The organism is Cupriavidus sp. GA3-3 (genome assembly GCF_000389805.1).
GTDB lineage: Bacteria > Pseudomonadota > Gammaproteobacteria > Burkholderiales > Burkholderiaceae > Cupriavidus > Cupriavidus necator_D.
This window is the reverse complement of record NZ_KB944481.1, coordinates 20,449-35,290: the sequence shown is the minus strand read 5'-3', so window position 1 is coordinate 35,290 and position 14,842 is coordinate 20,449. Positions and strand designations below refer to the sequence as shown.

12 protein-coding genes are annotated in these 14,842 nt (G+C 68.2%); all 12 read right to left on the bottom strand.

Annotation, left to right across the window (positions count from 1 at the left end):
* Window position 1: 1 nt before the first annotated feature.
* Window positions 2-1,207, bottom strand: a complete 1,206-nt coding sequence (locus tag C265_RS17650; protein WP_010814642.1) for an O-succinylhomoserine sulfhydrylase — start codon at window positions 1,205-1,207, stop codon at window positions 2-4.
* A gap of 340 nt (window positions 1,208-1,547) precedes the next feature.
* Complete coding sequence (gene purF, locus C265_RS17645; protein WP_010814641.1) at window positions 1,548-3,077, bottom strand: amidophosphoribosyltransferase; 1,530 nt, start codon at window positions 3,075-3,077, stop codon at window positions 1,548-1,550.
* Window positions 3,078-3,181: 104 nt separating this feature from the next.
* A complete protein-coding gene (locus tag C265_RS17640) occupies window positions 3,182-3,679 on the bottom strand; it encodes a CvpA family protein (protein ID WP_010814640.1) in 498 nt (165 codons plus the stop codon).
* A gap of 42 nt (window positions 3,680-3,721) precedes the next feature.
* A complete protein-coding gene (locus C265_RS17635; RefSeq protein ID WP_010814639.1) occupies window positions 3,722-4,453 on the bottom strand; it encodes an SPOR domain-containing protein in 732 nt (243 codons plus the stop codon).
* Window positions 4,454-4,561: 108 nt separating this feature from the next.
* Window positions 4,562-5,872, bottom strand: coding sequence for a bifunctional tetrahydrofolate synthase/dihydrofolate synthase (folC, locus tag C265_RS17630; RefSeq protein ID WP_010814638.1), 1,311 nt, complete (start codon window positions 5,870-5,872; stop codon window positions 4,562-4,564).
* A gap of 156 nt (window positions 5,873-6,028) precedes the next feature.
* Entirely contained in the window at window positions 6,029-6,901 is an 873-nt protein-coding gene (gene accD / locus C265_RS17625) for an acetyl-CoA carboxylase, carboxyltransferase subunit beta (RefSeq protein WP_010814637.1), read from the bottom strand.
* A gap of 180 nt (window positions 6,902-7,081) precedes the next feature.
* Window positions 7,082-7,879 (bottom strand): tryptophan synthase subunit alpha, encoded by a 798-nt coding sequence (gene trpA / locus C265_RS17620; protein WP_010814636.1) that lies wholly within the window; start codon window positions 7,877-7,879, stop codon window positions 7,082-7,084.
* Window position 7,880: 1 nt separating this feature from the next.
* Window positions 7,881-8,807, bottom strand: coding sequence for a site-specific DNA-methyltransferase (locus tag C265_RS17615; RefSeq protein WP_010814635.1), 927 nt, complete (start codon window positions 8,805-8,807; stop codon window positions 7,881-7,883).
* Window positions 8,807-10,000: a tryptophan synthase subunit beta gene (gene trpB, locus C265_RS17610; protein ID WP_010814634.1), complete on the bottom strand. Its 1,194-nt coding sequence runs from the start codon at window positions 9,998-10,000 to the stop codon at window positions 8,807-8,809. Before trpB ends, C265_RS17615 begins: the two co-directional genes overlap by 1 nt.
* A 124-nt stretch (window positions 10,001-10,124) precedes the next feature.
* On the bottom strand, window positions 10,125-10,868 hold the full coding sequence (locus C265_RS17605; protein WP_010814633.1) for a phosphoribosylanthranilate isomerase: 744 nt from the start codon (window positions 10,866-10,868) through the stop codon (window positions 10,125-10,127).
* Window positions 10,855-11,673: a tRNA pseudouridine(38-40) synthase TruA gene (gene truA / locus C265_RS17600; protein WP_010814632.1), complete on the bottom strand. Its 819-nt coding sequence runs from the start codon at window positions 11,671-11,673 to the stop codon at window positions 10,855-10,857. The genes C265_RS17605 and truA overlap by 14 nt, the downstream gene beginning before the upstream one ends.
* Window positions 11,674-11,822: 149 nt before the next feature.
* Window positions 11,823-14,678 (bottom strand): FimV/HubP family polar landmark protein, encoded by a 2,856-nt coding sequence (locus C265_RS17595; protein ID WP_037024629.1) that lies wholly within the window; start codon window positions 14,676-14,678, stop codon window positions 11,823-11,825.
* Window positions 14,679-14,842 lie beyond the last annotated feature (164 nt).

The window sequence follows — 14,842 nt, the reverse complement described above, 5'->3', positions numbered from 1 at the left end:
CTCAGTCGCCCAGGCCGCGCAGCAGGTCGGCCTTCAGGTCATCGACCGACTCCAGCCCCACCGCCAGCCGGATCAGCCCTTCGCCGACGCCCGCGGCCGCCTTGGCCTCGGGGCTCACGCGCGCGTGCGTGGTGGTGTACGGGTGCGTGATGGTGGTGCGGGTGTCGCCCAGGTTGCCGGTGATCGAGCACAGCCGGGTGTTGTCGATCACGCGCCAGGCATTGGCCCGCTGCTGCTCGGGCGTGGCGCCCTTCAGCTCGAACGACACGATCGCGCCGCCGCCGCTTTGCTGGCGCATGGCGATCTCGTGCTGCGGGTGCGACTTCAGCGCCGGGTGGAACACGCGCGCCACCGCCGGATGCGATTCCAGGAACTGCGCCAGCGCCAGCGCGCTGGCCGAATGGCGTTCCATGCGGATCGCCAGCGTCTCCATGCCCTTGAGCAGCACCCAGGCGTTGAACGCCGACAGCGTCGGGCCCGCGGTGCGAACGAACGGGAACACCTTGCCCATGATGAAGTCGTGCGAGCCCAGCACCGCGCCGCCCAGCACGCGGCCCTGGCCGTCGATATGCTTGGTGGCCGAATGCACCACGATGTCGGCGCCGAACTTCATCGGCTGCTGCAGCGCCGGCGAACAGAAGCAGTTGTCGACCACCAGCAGCGCGCCGGCGTCGTGGGCGATGTCGGCCACGGCGGCGATATCGGCCACTTCGGTCAGCGGGTTCGACGGCGTTTCCAGGAAGAGCAGCTTGGTGTTCGGGCGCACCGCGGCGCGCCATGCGTTCAGGTCGCTCGGGTCGACGAAGGTGGTCTCGACGCCGAACTTCGAGAAGATATTGCCGAACAGCGTCATGGTCGAGCCGAAGATCGCGCGCGAGCTGACCAGGTGGTCGCCCGCCTGCATCGACGACAGCACCACCGACAGGATCGCGCTCATGCCCGAGGCGGTCGCCATGCAGGCCTGCGCGCCTTCCAGCGCGGCCAGGCGCGACTGGAACATCGACACGGTCGGGTTGGTGAAGCGCGAGTAGGTGAAGCCCTCTTCCGAGTTGGCGAAGCGTTCGGCGGCCTCGGCGGCGCTGTTGAAGCAGAAGCTCGAGGTCAGGTAAATGGCCTCGGAGTGCTCCATGAATTCGCTGCGCAGCGTGCCGGCGCGCACGCCGAGGGTGTCGATGCCGAGCGATTCGGGGTTGAGCGGTTCGTTCATGCTGGTGGAGCGCGGTCGTACCCGCGCGAATGCGATGGTTTCGACGAGCCGGCGCCGGCCAGGTGGACCGGCGCGCGGCCATGAAAAAAGCCCGTGCGATCGGGTGGTCGGATCGACGGGCTTGCTGTTCTGCGAATGGCCTTCGGCTTCAGGCTGTGGCGGCCAGCTTCCGGAAATCGCTGCGCCGCGAAGGCACTGCGCATCGGGAATCGTTGCTGACCGCCATCTCTTTAGCTGTTTCGGGCTGGACCCGCGTCCGCAAGCTGACTATCAAATCGACGCCCGGCCATGTTACGGCCGGGCTCCGCATTCGTCAACGCGCGGACAGCGGCGGCACGGCTTACTCGTTGCCGCCGGAGCGCTGCAGGTGCAGTTGCGAGCGCTCGGTGTCGCCATTGGTGCCGTCGCGGTCGGCCTGGCTGCGCGCCGTTTCGAGGCGGTTCAGGTAGGCCTCGTCGATATCGCCGGTGATGTAGCGGCCATCGAAGCACGAAGCATCGAAGTCCTTCAGCGCCGGGTTGATGTCGCGCACGGCCTGCTTCATCGCTTCCACGTCCTGGTACACCAGCTTGTCCGCGCCGATGATCTTCGCAATCTCTTCGTGGGTGCGGTTATGGGCCACCAGCTCGCTGCGGGTCGGCATGTCGATGCCGTACACGTTGGGGTACTTCACCGGCGGCGCGGCCGAGGCGAAGATCACCTTGTTGGCGCCGGCATCGCGCGCCATCTGCACGATCTCGAACGAGGTGGTGCCGCGCACGATCGAGTCATCGACGATCAGCACGTTCTTGCCCTTGAACTCCACGCCCATGGCATTGAGCTTCTGGCGCACCGACTTCTTGCGCACCGCCTGGCCGGGCATGATGAAGGTGCGGCCGACGTAGCGGTTCTTGAAGAAGCCTTCGCGGTAGTTCACGCCCAGGCGGTTGGCCACCTGCATCGCGGCCGGACGGCTGGAATCGGGAATCGGCATGACCACGTCGACATCGCCGGCTGACACTTCCTGGCGGATCTTCTCGGCCAGGTAGTCGCCCATGCGCAGGCGCGCGTCATAGACCGGCACGCCGTCGATGCACGAATCCGGGCGGGCCAGGTAGACGTACTCGAAAATGCACGGCGTCAGCACCGCGTTCTCGGCGCACTGCTTGCTGTAGAGCTTGCCGTCCAGGTCGATGAAGATGGCCTCGCCCGGCGCCACGTCGCGCTCGAGCTTGTAGCCGATGCCTTCCAGCGCCACGGACTCGGATGCCACCATCCATTCCTTGCCGGTGGGGGTCTCGACGCTGCCCAGGCACAGCGGGCGGATGCCGAACGGGTCGCGCACCGCCAGCATGCCGTAGCCGGCGATCTGCGCGGCAATGGCATACGAGCCGCGTACGCGGCGGTGCAGGCCGCTGACCGCCGTGAAGATGGTGTCCGGGTCCAGCGCCATGCCGTTGCTGGCGCGCTGCAGCTCGTCGGCCAGCACGTTCAGCAGCACTTCGGTGTCCGAATGCGTGTTGATGTGGCGGCGGTCGCGGCGGAACATCTCCTCGCGCAGCTGCTCCCAGTTGGTCAGGTTGCCGTTATGCGCCAGGATCACGCCATAGGGCGCGTTCACGTAGAACGGCTGCGCTTCTTCCTCGCTGGATGCCGAGCCAGCGGTCGGATAGCGCACCTGGCCGATACCGGCGGCGCCGGGCAGGCTGCGCATATTGCGGGTGCGGAAGACATCGCGCACCAGGCCGTTGGCCTTGTGCATGTGGAAAGTACTGCCGTTGGCGGTGGCGATGCCGGCAGCATCCTGTCCGCGATGTTGCAACAACAGCAGGCTGTCGTAAATCAATTGGTTGACAGGCGTGGCTGAAACCACGCCGACGATACCGCACATTGCCAAGCTCCCAGGAAAGGCTTTGAATCAGGGGGCGCAGCCTGGTCCGGAAATCCCCCGGACCCAAAGGCCTGCGTACTACCGACCGGGCACCATGCCCGGCTTCATGTCTTGACGTACTTCGCCAGCTCCGGCGGCAGCCATGGCTTCACCGATTCCATGGCCTGCATCACATAAGGGCGGCTTACCGCGTCGCGCCAGAACGGTTCTTCCGGCAATTTGGTCAGGCTGGCCAGCGTGACCATCACCATCACCAGCAGCACGCCGCGCAGCAGGCCGAACATCAGTCCCAGCCCGCGGTCGGCGGGCTTGAGCCCGGTGCTCTCCAGCAGCTGCCCGACCACCATGCCGGCCAGCGAGGCGCCCAGCACGGTGCCGATCAGCAGCACCACGAAACCCAGCGCATGGCGCGCCAGCTCGCCGCCAGGCATCGATTCAGGCATCCAGCCCGCGGCCACCGCGCCATAGCGGAACGCCACCCAGAACGCCACCACCCAGCCGATCAGCGAGAGCACCTCGCGCACCAGGCCGCGCAGCACGCCGAGCACGCCCGAGGCCAGCAGGATGAAGACCACGGCATAGTCGAAGAAAGTCGGCTGCATCATTGCTTGCGGCCGGGCACAGGCGCCGGCCGTGCTTGCCCCTTACTGTTCCACGACCTTCGAGGTCAGCCCCACCGCGCGCACACGCTTGTCGGCGGCGTCGGCGGCGTCACGGTCACTGAAGGGGCCGGCACGCAGCAGGATGCGCTCGCCATCGGCCAGCATTTTCTTTTCGACATAGGCCGGGACCTTGCTCGCCTTGAGCTTGGCCAGCCAGCCCTTGGCGCGCTCTTCGGAAGAGAAGGCGCCGATCAGGATCAGGTACTTGCCGCTGCCCGGCTTGGCTTCGGGCTTGGCTTCAGCCCGTTGCGCCGGCTTGTCCGCAGCGGCTGCGGCGGCTGCGGCGGCCGCGGGCTTGGGCGCGCTGACGATTTCCTCGCCGGCGTCGAGCGCCTCGGCATCATTGCGCGCCGCCGGCGTGGGCGGCAGCGGGTCGGCCTTGCGCGGCTCGACGCGGGGCTTCTGCGCCCCCTGCGCGCCCGTGACCCCGTTTGCGACCTTTACCGAGACGTCATCGGACACCGGCCGCGGCTTGGTCTCGAACACGATCGGCAGCACGATCACGGCGGCCACCATCAGCACCACGGCGCCGATCAGGCGGCGGCGCGCGCGCTGCTTCTGCGGGAATTCGGGGTCGAGCGTATCGTCGGCATAGTCATCGGCCAGACGGCGCGACGAGGCGATGCCTGCACCCGTGTCGGTGCGCTGGCGCCGCGCACGCTCGGGTGCCGGGTCGTTGCCCTTGCGGGAAGAAAACAGCGAAAGCAGGCCCATAGATTGGTTCGGTGATACGGCCTTGTGGGGCCGCTCGTTGCGTTTGCCGCTCATTGATCGGCCAAGGCCGCCGGGGTTGCCAGCTCAGCGGGCGCCGGGGCGCCTGCTTCAGTTAGCCTGCGTGGCACGATACGCCATCACGCCGGCGACGGTATAGAACGATCCGAAGACCAGAATTCTATCATTCTCGGTGGCTCGCTCGATGGCATCGCGGAATGCCGCCTCGGGGCTGGAGAAGCAGGCCGCGGTGGCGTCCGGGCCGGGGCGGAATCCGCCCGCCTCCAGCTTGGCGAGCAGGTCCGCGGCCCTGGCGGCGCGCTCGGTCGGCAGGTCGCACAGGCACCAGTGGTCGACCTTGTCGGCCACGTGCTGCAGCACCCCGGCGATGTCCTTGTCCTGCATCGCGCCGAACACCGCGTAGGTGTAGCGGAAGAACCCCATGTTCTCCAGGTTCTGCCCCAGCGTGGCCGCCGCATGCGGATTGTGCGCCACGTCCAGGATCACGGCCGGGCGGCCTGGCAGCACCTGGAAGCGGCCCGGCAGCTCGACAAAAGCCAGGCCGTTGCGCACTTCCTGTGCGCTGACCGGCAGGCGCGGGCGCATGGCCTGCAGCGCGGCCAGCGCCGCCGCCGCGTTGAGCAGCTGGTTGGCGCCGCGCAGCGCCGGGTAGCCCAGGCCGTTAAGCTTGCGCCCGCCGCCGCTCCAGTCCCATTGCTGGCGCTCCTGGCCCTTGGCGGCGTGGAAATGGTAGTCGCGCCCCACCAGCCACAACTCGGCGCCGACGGCCTCGGCGTGCGCCACCAGCGACTTGGGCGGCATCGGGTCGCCACAGATCGCGGGCACGCCCGGGCGGAAGATGCCGGCCTTCTCGAAGCCGATCTCCTCGCGCGTATGGCCCAGGTACTGGGTATGGTCGATATCGACGCTGGTGACGATGGCGCAGTCGGTATCGATCACGTTGACCGCGTCCAGGCGCCCGCCCAGGCCCACTTCCAGGATGATCGCGTCCAGCCCGGCCGCGGCGAAGGCATGGATAATCGCCAGCGTGGTGAACTCGAAGTAGGTCAGGCTGACCGGGTCGGCAAAGCTGTTGCGCGCGCGCTCGACCGCCTCGAAATGCGGCAGCAGCTGCGCATCGGTGGCGATCTCGCCATTGATGCGGGCGCGCTCGTTGAACGAGATCAGGTGCGGCGAGGTATGGCAGCCCACCTTGTAGCCGGCCTCCAGCAGGATGCGCTCGAGCATCGCGCAGGTAGAGCCCTTGCCGTTGGTGCCGCCCACCGTGAACACCACGGCGTCGATGCGCAGCCCGAGAGCCTCCTTCACGCGCGTGATGCGCGCCAGGCCCATGTCGATGCCCACGGGATGGGCGGTTTCGAGATGGGCAAGCCATTCGGGGAGTGTATGGAAGACAGGCATGTGGGGTGCGAGGAAAAGCTGTTGCTACCAGATTTGGCCAGCCAGCGGCAAAGTCAAGGCCGGGCTTGCACCCGGCCCGACATAGCCACCGGGGCGGCCAGGAAAAGCGAAAGGCGCGTCAACCACCCGCGCCCTTGATCTGCCATGCAGACGTTGTTATGCCACCGCGTCGGCCGGCTGCTTCTGCAGCAGCGCCAGCAGCTGCGCCAGTTCCGCGCGCATCTTGCGGCGGTCGACGATCATGTCGATGGCGCCCTTCTGGATCAGGAACTCCGAGCGCTGGAAGCCTTCAGGCAGCTTCTCGCGCACGGTCTGCTCGATCACGCGCGGGCCGGCAAAGCCGATCAGCGCCTTGGGCTCGGCGATCACCACGTCGCCCAGGAAGGCGAAGCTGGCCGACACGCCGCCCATGGTCGGGTCGGTCAGCACGCTGATGAACGGCAGCTTGGCCGCGCTCAGCTGGTTCAGCATCGAGGTGGTCTTGGCCATCTGCAGCAGCGACAGCAGGCTTTCCTGCATGCGCGCGCCGCCGGTGGCGGTAAAGCAGATGAACGGCACCTTCTGCTCCAGCGCGGCCTGCGCGCCGCGCACGAAGCGCTCACCCACCACCGAGCCCATCGAACCGCCCATGAACTCGAACTCGAAGCAGCTGACCACCACCGGGATGGTGTGGATGGCACCGCCCATCACCACCATGGCATCGGTCTCGCCGGTGTCATCCATGGCGGCCTTGATGCGGTCCGGGTACTTCTTGGAATCCTTGAACTTGAGGGCGTCGACCGGCACGATCTCCTGGCCGATCTCATAGCGGCCTTCGGCGTCCAGCAGCCCGTCCAGGCGTGCCCGCGCGCTGATGCGCATATGGTGGTCGCACTTGGGGCAGACGTGCAGGTTGGCCTCGACGTCGGTCCGGTACAGGGTGGACTCGCACGACGGGCACTTGACCCACAATCCCTCAGGGATGCCCTTGCGGGTGCTGGGGTCGGTCTGTTGAATCTTGGGGGGCAGGAGTTTATCCAACCAGCTCATGAAAGCTCCTTTCGGATGACTGCGGTCCGCCGGCAAGCCCGGTGTCGGGACGCCTGTTGGCAGATGGCAGGGAATCAACCCGCGAATTTACCATGCCGGCCCGGTGACCTCGAAGCGCAACGCGCGATTTGCGCACATTGAAGCACTTAAAAATGATCATCAGGCCGACATTAGATCACTTCAACTATCCAGCGCCTGGCGGATCTCGGCGATAAACGCCTGCAGCGTCGCCACCGCCTGTTCGCGCGGGGTGTCCTCCAGCAGCTGCACCAGGCGGCTGCCGATCACCACGGCATCGGCCACGCTGCCGATCGCGCGCGCGGTCTGCGCGTCGCGGATGCCGAAGCCCACGCCCACCGGCAGGTTGGCATGCTGCTTGATCAGCGGCAGGCGCGCCGCCACGCTGTCCAGGTCGATCGCGGCCGAGCCGGTCACGCCCTTGAGCGACACGTAGTACAGGTAGCCGCTGGCCACGCGCGCCACGGCCTCGATGCGGGCATCGGTCGAAGTCGGCGCCAGCAGGAAGATCGGGTCCATGCCGTTGTCGCGCATCAGCGTGGCGAACGACTCGCACTCCTCGGGCGGATAGTCGACCACCAGCACGCCGTCGACGCCGGCTTCGCGCGCGGCGGCGGCAAAGACCTGCTCGCCCATGCACTCGATCGGATTGGCGTAGCCCATCAGCACCACCGGGGTATCGGCATTGGTCTGGCGGAACTCGCGCACCCACTGCAGCACCTGGGTCAACGACACGCCCTGCGCCAGCGCGCGCTCGGAGGCGCGCTGGATCACCGGGCCGTCGGCCATCGGGTCGGAGAACGGCACGCCCAGCTCGATCACGTCGGCGCCGCCCGCCACCAGCGCATGCATCAGCGCCACGGTCAGGCCGGGCTCGGGATCGCCGGCGGTGATAAACGGAATCAGGCCCTTCTTCTGCTGCGCGGCCAGCGCCGCGAACGTCTTCTGGATACGGGACATATCAGGGAATCAGGTGAGGCCGCGGCGCCGGCGAGACATCGTCGTTGGCGGCGGCCAGGGTTGGGGTGGCGGCAGGCTCGGCGGCTGCATTCGTGACGGCAAGGGCTGCAGCGGCGGCAGACACGCGATCGCATGCCACCTGCACATACTCCGGGTTGATCTCGAAGCCGGCAAAGCGCCGTCCGTGGCGCAGGCAGGCCACCGCGGTGGTGCCGCTGCCGGCGAACGGATCCAGCACCAGGCCGCCCGGCGGGCAGCTTGACAGCACCATGCGCTCGACGATTTCCAGCGGCTTCTGCGTCGGGTGGTTGGCGCGCTCCGGGTCCTGGCGGTGGATGCGCGAGACGCTCCACAGGTCCTTCGGGTTGTAGCCCACCTCCAGCCACTTCTTGCCTTCGAAACGCGGACGGCTGCGCGCCTTCTTGGTCTCGGGGTCGTAGGGAATGCGGACCGGGTCGAGATCGAAGTAGTAGTCGCGCGCGCGGGCAAAAAAGCCGATGTTGTCGTGCACCGACGAGAACTTGCGCGTGGTGCCGCCCATGCTGGGCACGCGGCGGTCCCAGATGATCTCGTTGATCATGGTCAGGCGCCGCTTGAGCATCACGAACAGCTCGGGCGAATACTGCCAGGTGCAGAACAGGTAGAGCGTTCCCTTGGGCGCGAGCTTGGGCACGACCGCGTTCATCCAGCGCTCGGACCAGTCCAGATACTCCTGGCCCGACAGCAGGTCGGAATCGTTGCCGTAGTCCTTGCCCAGCCCGTAGGGCGGATCGGCGACGATCAGGTCGACCGAGCCGTCCGGCAGGCGGGCAATGCCCTCGAACATGTCTTCCTGGAACAGGCGCAGCTGGGCGGAATCGGGCGCTCCGGACGCATCCGGCGCGCCCGCGCCGCCCACGGCAAGTCCGGTCGGAGGCAGCGCGCGCATCAGAGCTTGAGCCCCGCGCGCTCGGCCACGGTGTGCATGTCCTTGTCGCCGCGGCCGGACAGGTTCACCAGCAGCAGCTTGTCCTTGGGCAGCGTCGGCGCCAGCTTGCAGGCATAGGCGATGGCGTGGCTCGATTCCAGCGCCGGGATGATGCCCTCGATGCGGCAGCAGTCGTGGAAGGCCTTGAGCGCTTCTTCATCCGTGATCGGCACGTACTGCGCGCGACCGCTGTCCTTGAGCCACGCATGCTCGGGGCCCACGCCCGGGTAGTCCAGGCCGGCCGACACCGAATGGGTCTCGATGATCTGGCCGTTGGCGTCCTGCAGCAGGTAGGTGCGGTTGCCGTGCAGCACGCCCGGCGTGCCGCCGGTCAGCGAGGCCGCGTGGCGGCCGGTGTCGAGGCCGTCGCCGGCGGCTTCCACGCCGATCAGCTGCACGTCCTGGTGCTCGATATACGGGTAGAAGATGCCCATGGCATTGGAGCCGCCGCCGACGCAGGCGATCACGGCATCCGGCTGGCGGCCCGTCATCTCCGGCATCTGCACCTTGGCTTCCTCGCCGATCACGCACTGGAAGTCGCGCACCATCATCGGGTACGGATGCGGGCCGGCCACCGTGCCGATGATGTAGAAGGTGTTCTCGACGTTGGTGACCCAGTCGCGCATGGCTTCATTGAGCGCGTCCTTGAGCGTGCGCGAGCCGCTTTCCACCGGCACCACGGTGGCGCCCAGCAGCTTCATGCGGTAGACGTTGGCGGCCTGGCGCTTGACGTCCTCGGCCCCCATGTAGACCACGCACTCCATGCCGAAGCGCGCGGCGATGGTGGCGGTGGCCACGCCATGCTGCCCTGCCCCGGTCTCGGCGATCACGCGCGGCTTGCCCATGCGCTTGGCCAGCAGCGCCTGGCCGATCACATTGTTGATCTTGTGCGCGCCGGTATGGTTCAGGTCTTCGCGCTTGAAGTAGATCTGCGCGCCCCCGAGCGTCTCGCTCCAGCGCTGCGCGTGGTAGATCGGCGACGGGCGGCCGACAAAGTGCTTCAGTTCGCGGCGGTATTCGGCATCGAACTCCGGATCCTTCTGGTAGTGCGCATAGGCCTCGCGCAGCTCATCGAGCGCGTGGACCAGCGTTTCCGACACGAAGGTGCCGCCATAGGGGCCGAAATGGCCACGGGAATCGGGCAAGTCGTACATGTCTAGACTCTTCGGAACAGCGGCCTTGCCTCATCCGGCAAGGGCGCATGGTTGACTGCGATGCGTGTGCGCGCATGCGGCAGGCCACGGACGGCATGGGGAAAGACGCGGGACACGGCCCGGCTCATCCTGCCTCGGCACTGCGCACAGCACGCACGAACGCGGCGATGCGGGCGTGGTCCTTCACGCCCTTGGCGGCCTCTACCCCGCTGCTGACGTCCACAGCGTAGGGCCGCACGCGTTCAATCGCGCCAGCGACGTTTTGCGCGTTCAACCCACCACTCAAAACGATGCGAGGAGCGCCGCTTGCGTTCGGGTTGCCGGTAGCTGGTACCGGGGGAGTAGGCGGAAGCCATGCCGGGGGAATCAGGGTCCAGTCGAAGACGTGGCCGCCACCGCCGTAGCCTTCGACGAAGGCATCGAGCAGCAAGGCAGCGGCATCACGGTATTGATCGGCAAATTCTACCAAATCAAGCCCCGGGCGCACACGGGCGGCGCGCATGAAGGGCAGCCGGCAGCGCTGCGCCGCCTGCGTGCAGAACTGCGGGGTCTCGTCGCCGTGCAGTTGCAGCAGCGTCAGCGGCACGCGCTCGGCCACATGGGCGATGTCTTCCAGGTCGGCATTGACGAACAGCCCGGTGATCGCCACGAACGGCCCGGCGGCCTCGGCCAGCGCCGCGGCGCGCGCCACGTCGACGCAGCGCGGGCTGTTCGGGTAGAACACCAGCCCGATGGCATCGGCGCCGGCGTCCACGGCGGCGCGCACGTCGTCCTCGCGCGTCAGGCCGCAGATCTTGATGCGGGTGCGGGCCGGCATGTGCACTGTGCTGCCCGCCGTGCTGCCTTCAGCGGCCTCAGGCTGCGTCATCGAACACTCCATGGAACAGGCTCGCGGACGGATCGGCCGCGGGGATCTGGTAAGGATCAGGATACTTGACGCCGGCCAGGTAGAGGCCGTCCGGCATGAAGGTCGGCGCCGCCAGCTTGCGCTCGCGCCCGGCCAGCACCTGCGCCAGCCAGTGCGCGGGGTAGCGTCCGCGCCCCACCGCCACCAGGCAGCCCATCAGGTTGCGCACCATGTGGTGCAGGAAGGCGCTGGCGCGAAAGCGCAGGAACACCCAGTTGCCGTCATCCCTGATGGTGACGTCGTACATGGTCTTGACCGGCGACTTGGCCTGGCATTCGGCGGCGCGGAAGGCAGAGAAATCATGCTCGCCGAGCAGGCATGCGGCGGCCTCGCGCATGGCGTCGACGTCGAGCCGCTGGCCCGGCGGCAGCATCTGGTAGCCGGCGCGGCCGTGCACCAGCGGCACGCGGTGTGGCCCGGTGTAGAGCGCGTAGTAATACATGCGCTCGAACGCCAGGAAACGCGCGTGGAAACCCTGGTCCACCGGCAGCGCCCATTGCAGCGCGATCGACGGCGGCAGGAAGGCGTTGACGCCGCGCACCCAGGAAAATGGCTCGCGCTCGAGCGCGGTGTCCAGGTGGATGACCTGGCCGAGCGCATGCACGCCGGTATCGGTGCGCCCCGCCACGGTGGTCAGCAGGCGCACCCCGGCAAAGCGCTCGATGGCGTTTTCCAGGTGATCCTGCACGGTATTGCGGTGCGGCTGCGACTGCCAGCCGGAAAAGGCGGCGCCGTCGTAGTGCAGCCCAAGAGCGATGCGGTTCATGTCAGGGGATCGGGCAAGGCGGCGGGTACGTCCGGGCGCAGTGGTTCACGCCAGGTCCGCCGAAAAAGCAAATGCGCCGGAAGGGACGCTTCCGGCGCATCGCTTCAGGCTGCGGCAGCGCGTGCCGCGGCCGGACCGTCAATGATAGCTCAGGCCACTTCCTGCAGCAGCGAACGGGCCTCCGCCTGCAGCGGATCCTGCGACTGCTCGACCACTTCCTGCAGCAGTTCGCGCGCCCCTTCCTTGTCGCCGATCTCGATATAGGCACGAGCCAGGTCAAGCTTGATCTGCATGTCCCGCCCGCCGTCCACGCCGTCGACCGACAGCGTGCTCGGCGAACCCCCGTGCGTGAGGTCGCCGCCGGTTTCAGGCGCCACGCGCGACAGGTCGATCGGCTCGGCCAGCTTGCCGTCGCGCAGCATGGTGGTGGCGGGCAGCGGCATGGTGGCCTCGTCCAGCACATCCTTGCCGCGGGCGTCGGCTTGCGCGGCGCTGCCCAGGTCAAGCGACAGCCCGGACATGTCGAACTCCAGCGGACGGCTGCGGGTCGGCGTGTCGAGGGTGGGCACGTCATCGGCAAGCGGGTCGGCGCCGGTGCGAGGCAGGCCGAGATCCAGCCGTACCGGCTCGCCGGCGTCGTGCGCGTCAGCGCCAAACACCATCGCCGCGGAAGCAGGCGCCACGATCGGCTCGCCGGCCGCCGGGGCCGGGAAGGCATCCAGCGGCAGCGCCAGGTCACCCAGCGACGGCTCCAGCCGCGGGATCGAGGCCGGATTCTGCGACGGGTCCTGGGTGCGCCACTGGTCGGTTGCCGGCGAGGTCGTATCCGGCCCCGCCGCTTCGGGCGTCACCGCCAGGAAGAGCGCGTTGCCCGGTTCGAGCGCGCGCCCCATTTCTGCTGCCTTCAGCCATTCCGCCCCGTGTCCGCCGGTCTGGGCGAACATTTCTTCTGCAATCACGCGGAAACCTTCCACATCCTGTCTGTTGCTGTAAATCTCCAGGAGCTTGAGCCGCACCGGCTGCTGCTCCGGGTTCTTCTCCAGGGCTTCGCGCAGGATTTCCTCCGCCTGCACATCGCGCCCATAGGCGATATAGACCTCGGCCTCGGCGATCGGGTCAACCTCGTTGGCTTCCGGTGTGTTGTTGCCGATGCGGAAGTCCGCGCCAAACACGCTGTGCTGCGAGGTGTCGACGCTCTGCCCCCCGGCCGTGCCGAACAGCGAATTGGCACCGGCCATCACCGTGCTTTCCTGCGACAGGATGCTGTCGCCGAAGCCGGTCGCCTCGCCCGCCTTCTGCTGCTGGCGGCGGCGATAGATCGCATAGACGCCGAGCAGCGCCACCAGCAGGCCACCGCCGGGCAGCAGCATGGGGTTGGCCAGCAGGCCATCGATGAACGACGGTTCGGGCACCGGCTCGGGCTGGGCCGCCACCACCGGCGGGCGCTTGGCCGCGGGGGCCGATGCGGCGGCGGCGGCCTGCGTTGCACTGGCAACGGCGGCAGCCGGCTGCGAAGCGGGCGCCGCTGCCACGGCTGAGACTGCCGCAGGCGCCACGGCGTCCGCGGCGCTGGCGCCGGCCGCTGCCGGGGCGCTGGCTGCGGTCGCTGCGGTTGCGGCAGCCGTCGCGGCGGCCGCGACCGGGGCCGGGGCCACTGCGTCGGCCTTCGGCGGCTGGGCCGCCACCACGGTCGGCGCCGCCGCCGCGGCCTTGGCCGCGGCCTCAGCCTTTTCCTTCTCGGCCAGCACCGCCTGGTTAGCCTGGCTCAGCTTGGCGATCTCGGCGTTCTTCAGCTCGAGCAGCTTCTGCATGTCGCCGACGTTCTTTTCCAGCTGCGCCAGGCGGGCCTGCGCCTCCTTGAGCTCACGCTCGCGCGCGACGCCGGCTTCGGCCTTGGCCGCGACGTCGGCCTGCGCGCCGCGCGCGGCCTTGCTGAGCTTCAGTTCATCGCGCGGGCCGTCGGTCGGGGCGGCCTGCTCCTGCACCCGGGCGGTCACGTTGCCGGACTGCTGGCGGCCGCTGTCGGGCTCGACCGACTTGGCCGCGGCAGCGCTGGCCAGCCGGCCGCGGTAGGCATCGAAGCCCTGCGTGCGCGCCACCACCTCGCGGCGGGCGGCCTTGGGTGCGACGGCTTGCGCCTGTTGCTGGGTCGGGACCTGCAGCACCGCGCCGCTGCGCAGCCGGTTCATGTTGCCGCCGATAAAGGCGTTGGGATTGTTGCGGTAGAGCGCCACCAGCATCTGGTCCAGCGAGACCGATTCCTGGCCTTGCACGGCCTCGCCGGCAATGGCGTAGAGCGTGTCGCCGCGCTGCACGGTGTAGCCGCCGCCGGGTGCCATCTCGGTGCCGCCGCTGGCGGCCGGTGCCGGCGCCCGCTTTGCGCTCTGGCGGGCAGGGCGCGCGGGCACGGCTGGCTTGACTGCCTCGGCAGCCGCGGCCGGCGCAGCTTCCTGGGCCGGCGCAGGCTGCGGCGCGGCGGCAGGTGCCGGTGCCGCTACGGGCGGCGCATCCGGCGTCGCCGCCTGCACCACCGTCGCCGGCGAGAAGGTCTGGTTCGAAGGCTTGGTCCCGGCGGGGTCAAGCAGGAAGGTATAGGCGCGCGAGACCTTGCCGCTGGCCCAGCTCATGTCGACCAGGATGTCGACAAAGGGCTCGCTGATCGGCTGGTTGGAGCGGACCCGGGCCACATAGCTGCCGTTCGGGCGGCGCTCCACCTCCAGCCGCAGGCTGCTGACGGCCGGCAGGTAGGTCAGCCCGGCCGCGGCATACGCCGCTGGCGACGCCAGCTTGACACTGAGCCCGGCGGCCTCTTCGGCACTGACCCCACTGATGTCGATCTCAGCCTGCAGCGGCTGACCCAGATTCGACTGAACCCGCAATTGCCCGAACCCCGCGGCATATGCGGCCGGCTGCGCAAGCAGCAGGCCCAGTGCCGTGACGGCCAGCGTTGACCAGCGCTGACGGACAGTAGGCGCATCTTTCCGGCGATGTTGGCTCACACTCACCTTATGCTCCGTTATGTTTTAGTAGCGATATGAATCGACAGACCGACCCCAAAACCAGGTCCGGCAGGCTGGCGGGGCGTTCTCGGCGCACCCCTTCTCCAGCCGCGCGCAGACGCCAAACCCTGCCTGGCGCGAAGCGCATGCCGGCGTATTGTGACGCATCA

What these genes read in the sequence shown, in the direction of transcription:
- C265_RS17650 (WP_010814642.1), bottom strand. Translation starts at nt 1,207, where the DNA reads ATGAACGAACCGCTCAACCCCGAATCGCTCGGCATCGACACCCTCGGC.
- purF (WP_010814641.1), bottom strand. Translation starts at nt 3,077, where the DNA reads ATGTGCGGTATCGTCGGCGTGGTTTCAGCCACGCCTGTCAACCAATTG.
- C265_RS17640 (WP_010814640.1), bottom strand. Translation starts at nt 3,679, where the DNA reads ATGCAGCCGACTTTCTTCGACTATGCCGTGGTCTTCATCCTGCTGGCC.
- C265_RS17635 (WP_010814639.1), bottom strand. Translation starts at nt 4,453, where the DNA reads ATGGGCCTGCTTTCGCTGTTTTCTTCCCGCAAGGGCAACGACCCGGCA.
- folC (WP_010814638.1), bottom strand. Translation starts at nt 5,872, where the DNA reads ATGCCTGTCTTCCATACACTCCCCGAATGGCTTGCCCATCTCGAAACC.
- accD (WP_010814637.1), bottom strand. Translation starts at nt 6,901, where the DNA reads ATGAGCTGGTTGGATAAACTCCTGCCCCCCAAGATTCAACAGACCGAC.
- trpA (WP_010814636.1), bottom strand. Translation starts at nt 7,879, where the DNA reads ATGTCCCGTATCCAGAAGACGTTCGCGGCGCTGGCCGCGCAGCAGAAG.
- C265_RS17615 (WP_010814635.1), bottom strand. Translation starts at nt 8,807, where the DNA reads ATGCGCGCGCTGCCTCCGACCGGACTTGCCGTGGGCGGCGCGGGCGCG.
- trpB (WP_010814634.1), bottom strand. Translation starts at nt 10,000, where the DNA reads ATGTACGACTTGCCCGATTCCCGTGGCCATTTCGGCCCCTATGGCGGC.
- C265_RS17605 (WP_010814633.1), bottom strand. Translation starts at nt 10,868, where the DNA reads ATGACGCAGCCTGAGGCCGCTGAAGGCAGCACGGCGGGCAGCACAGTG.
- truA (WP_010814632.1), bottom strand. Translation starts at nt 11,673, where the DNA reads ATGAACCGCATCGCTCTTGGGCTGCACTACGACGGCGCCGCCTTTTCC.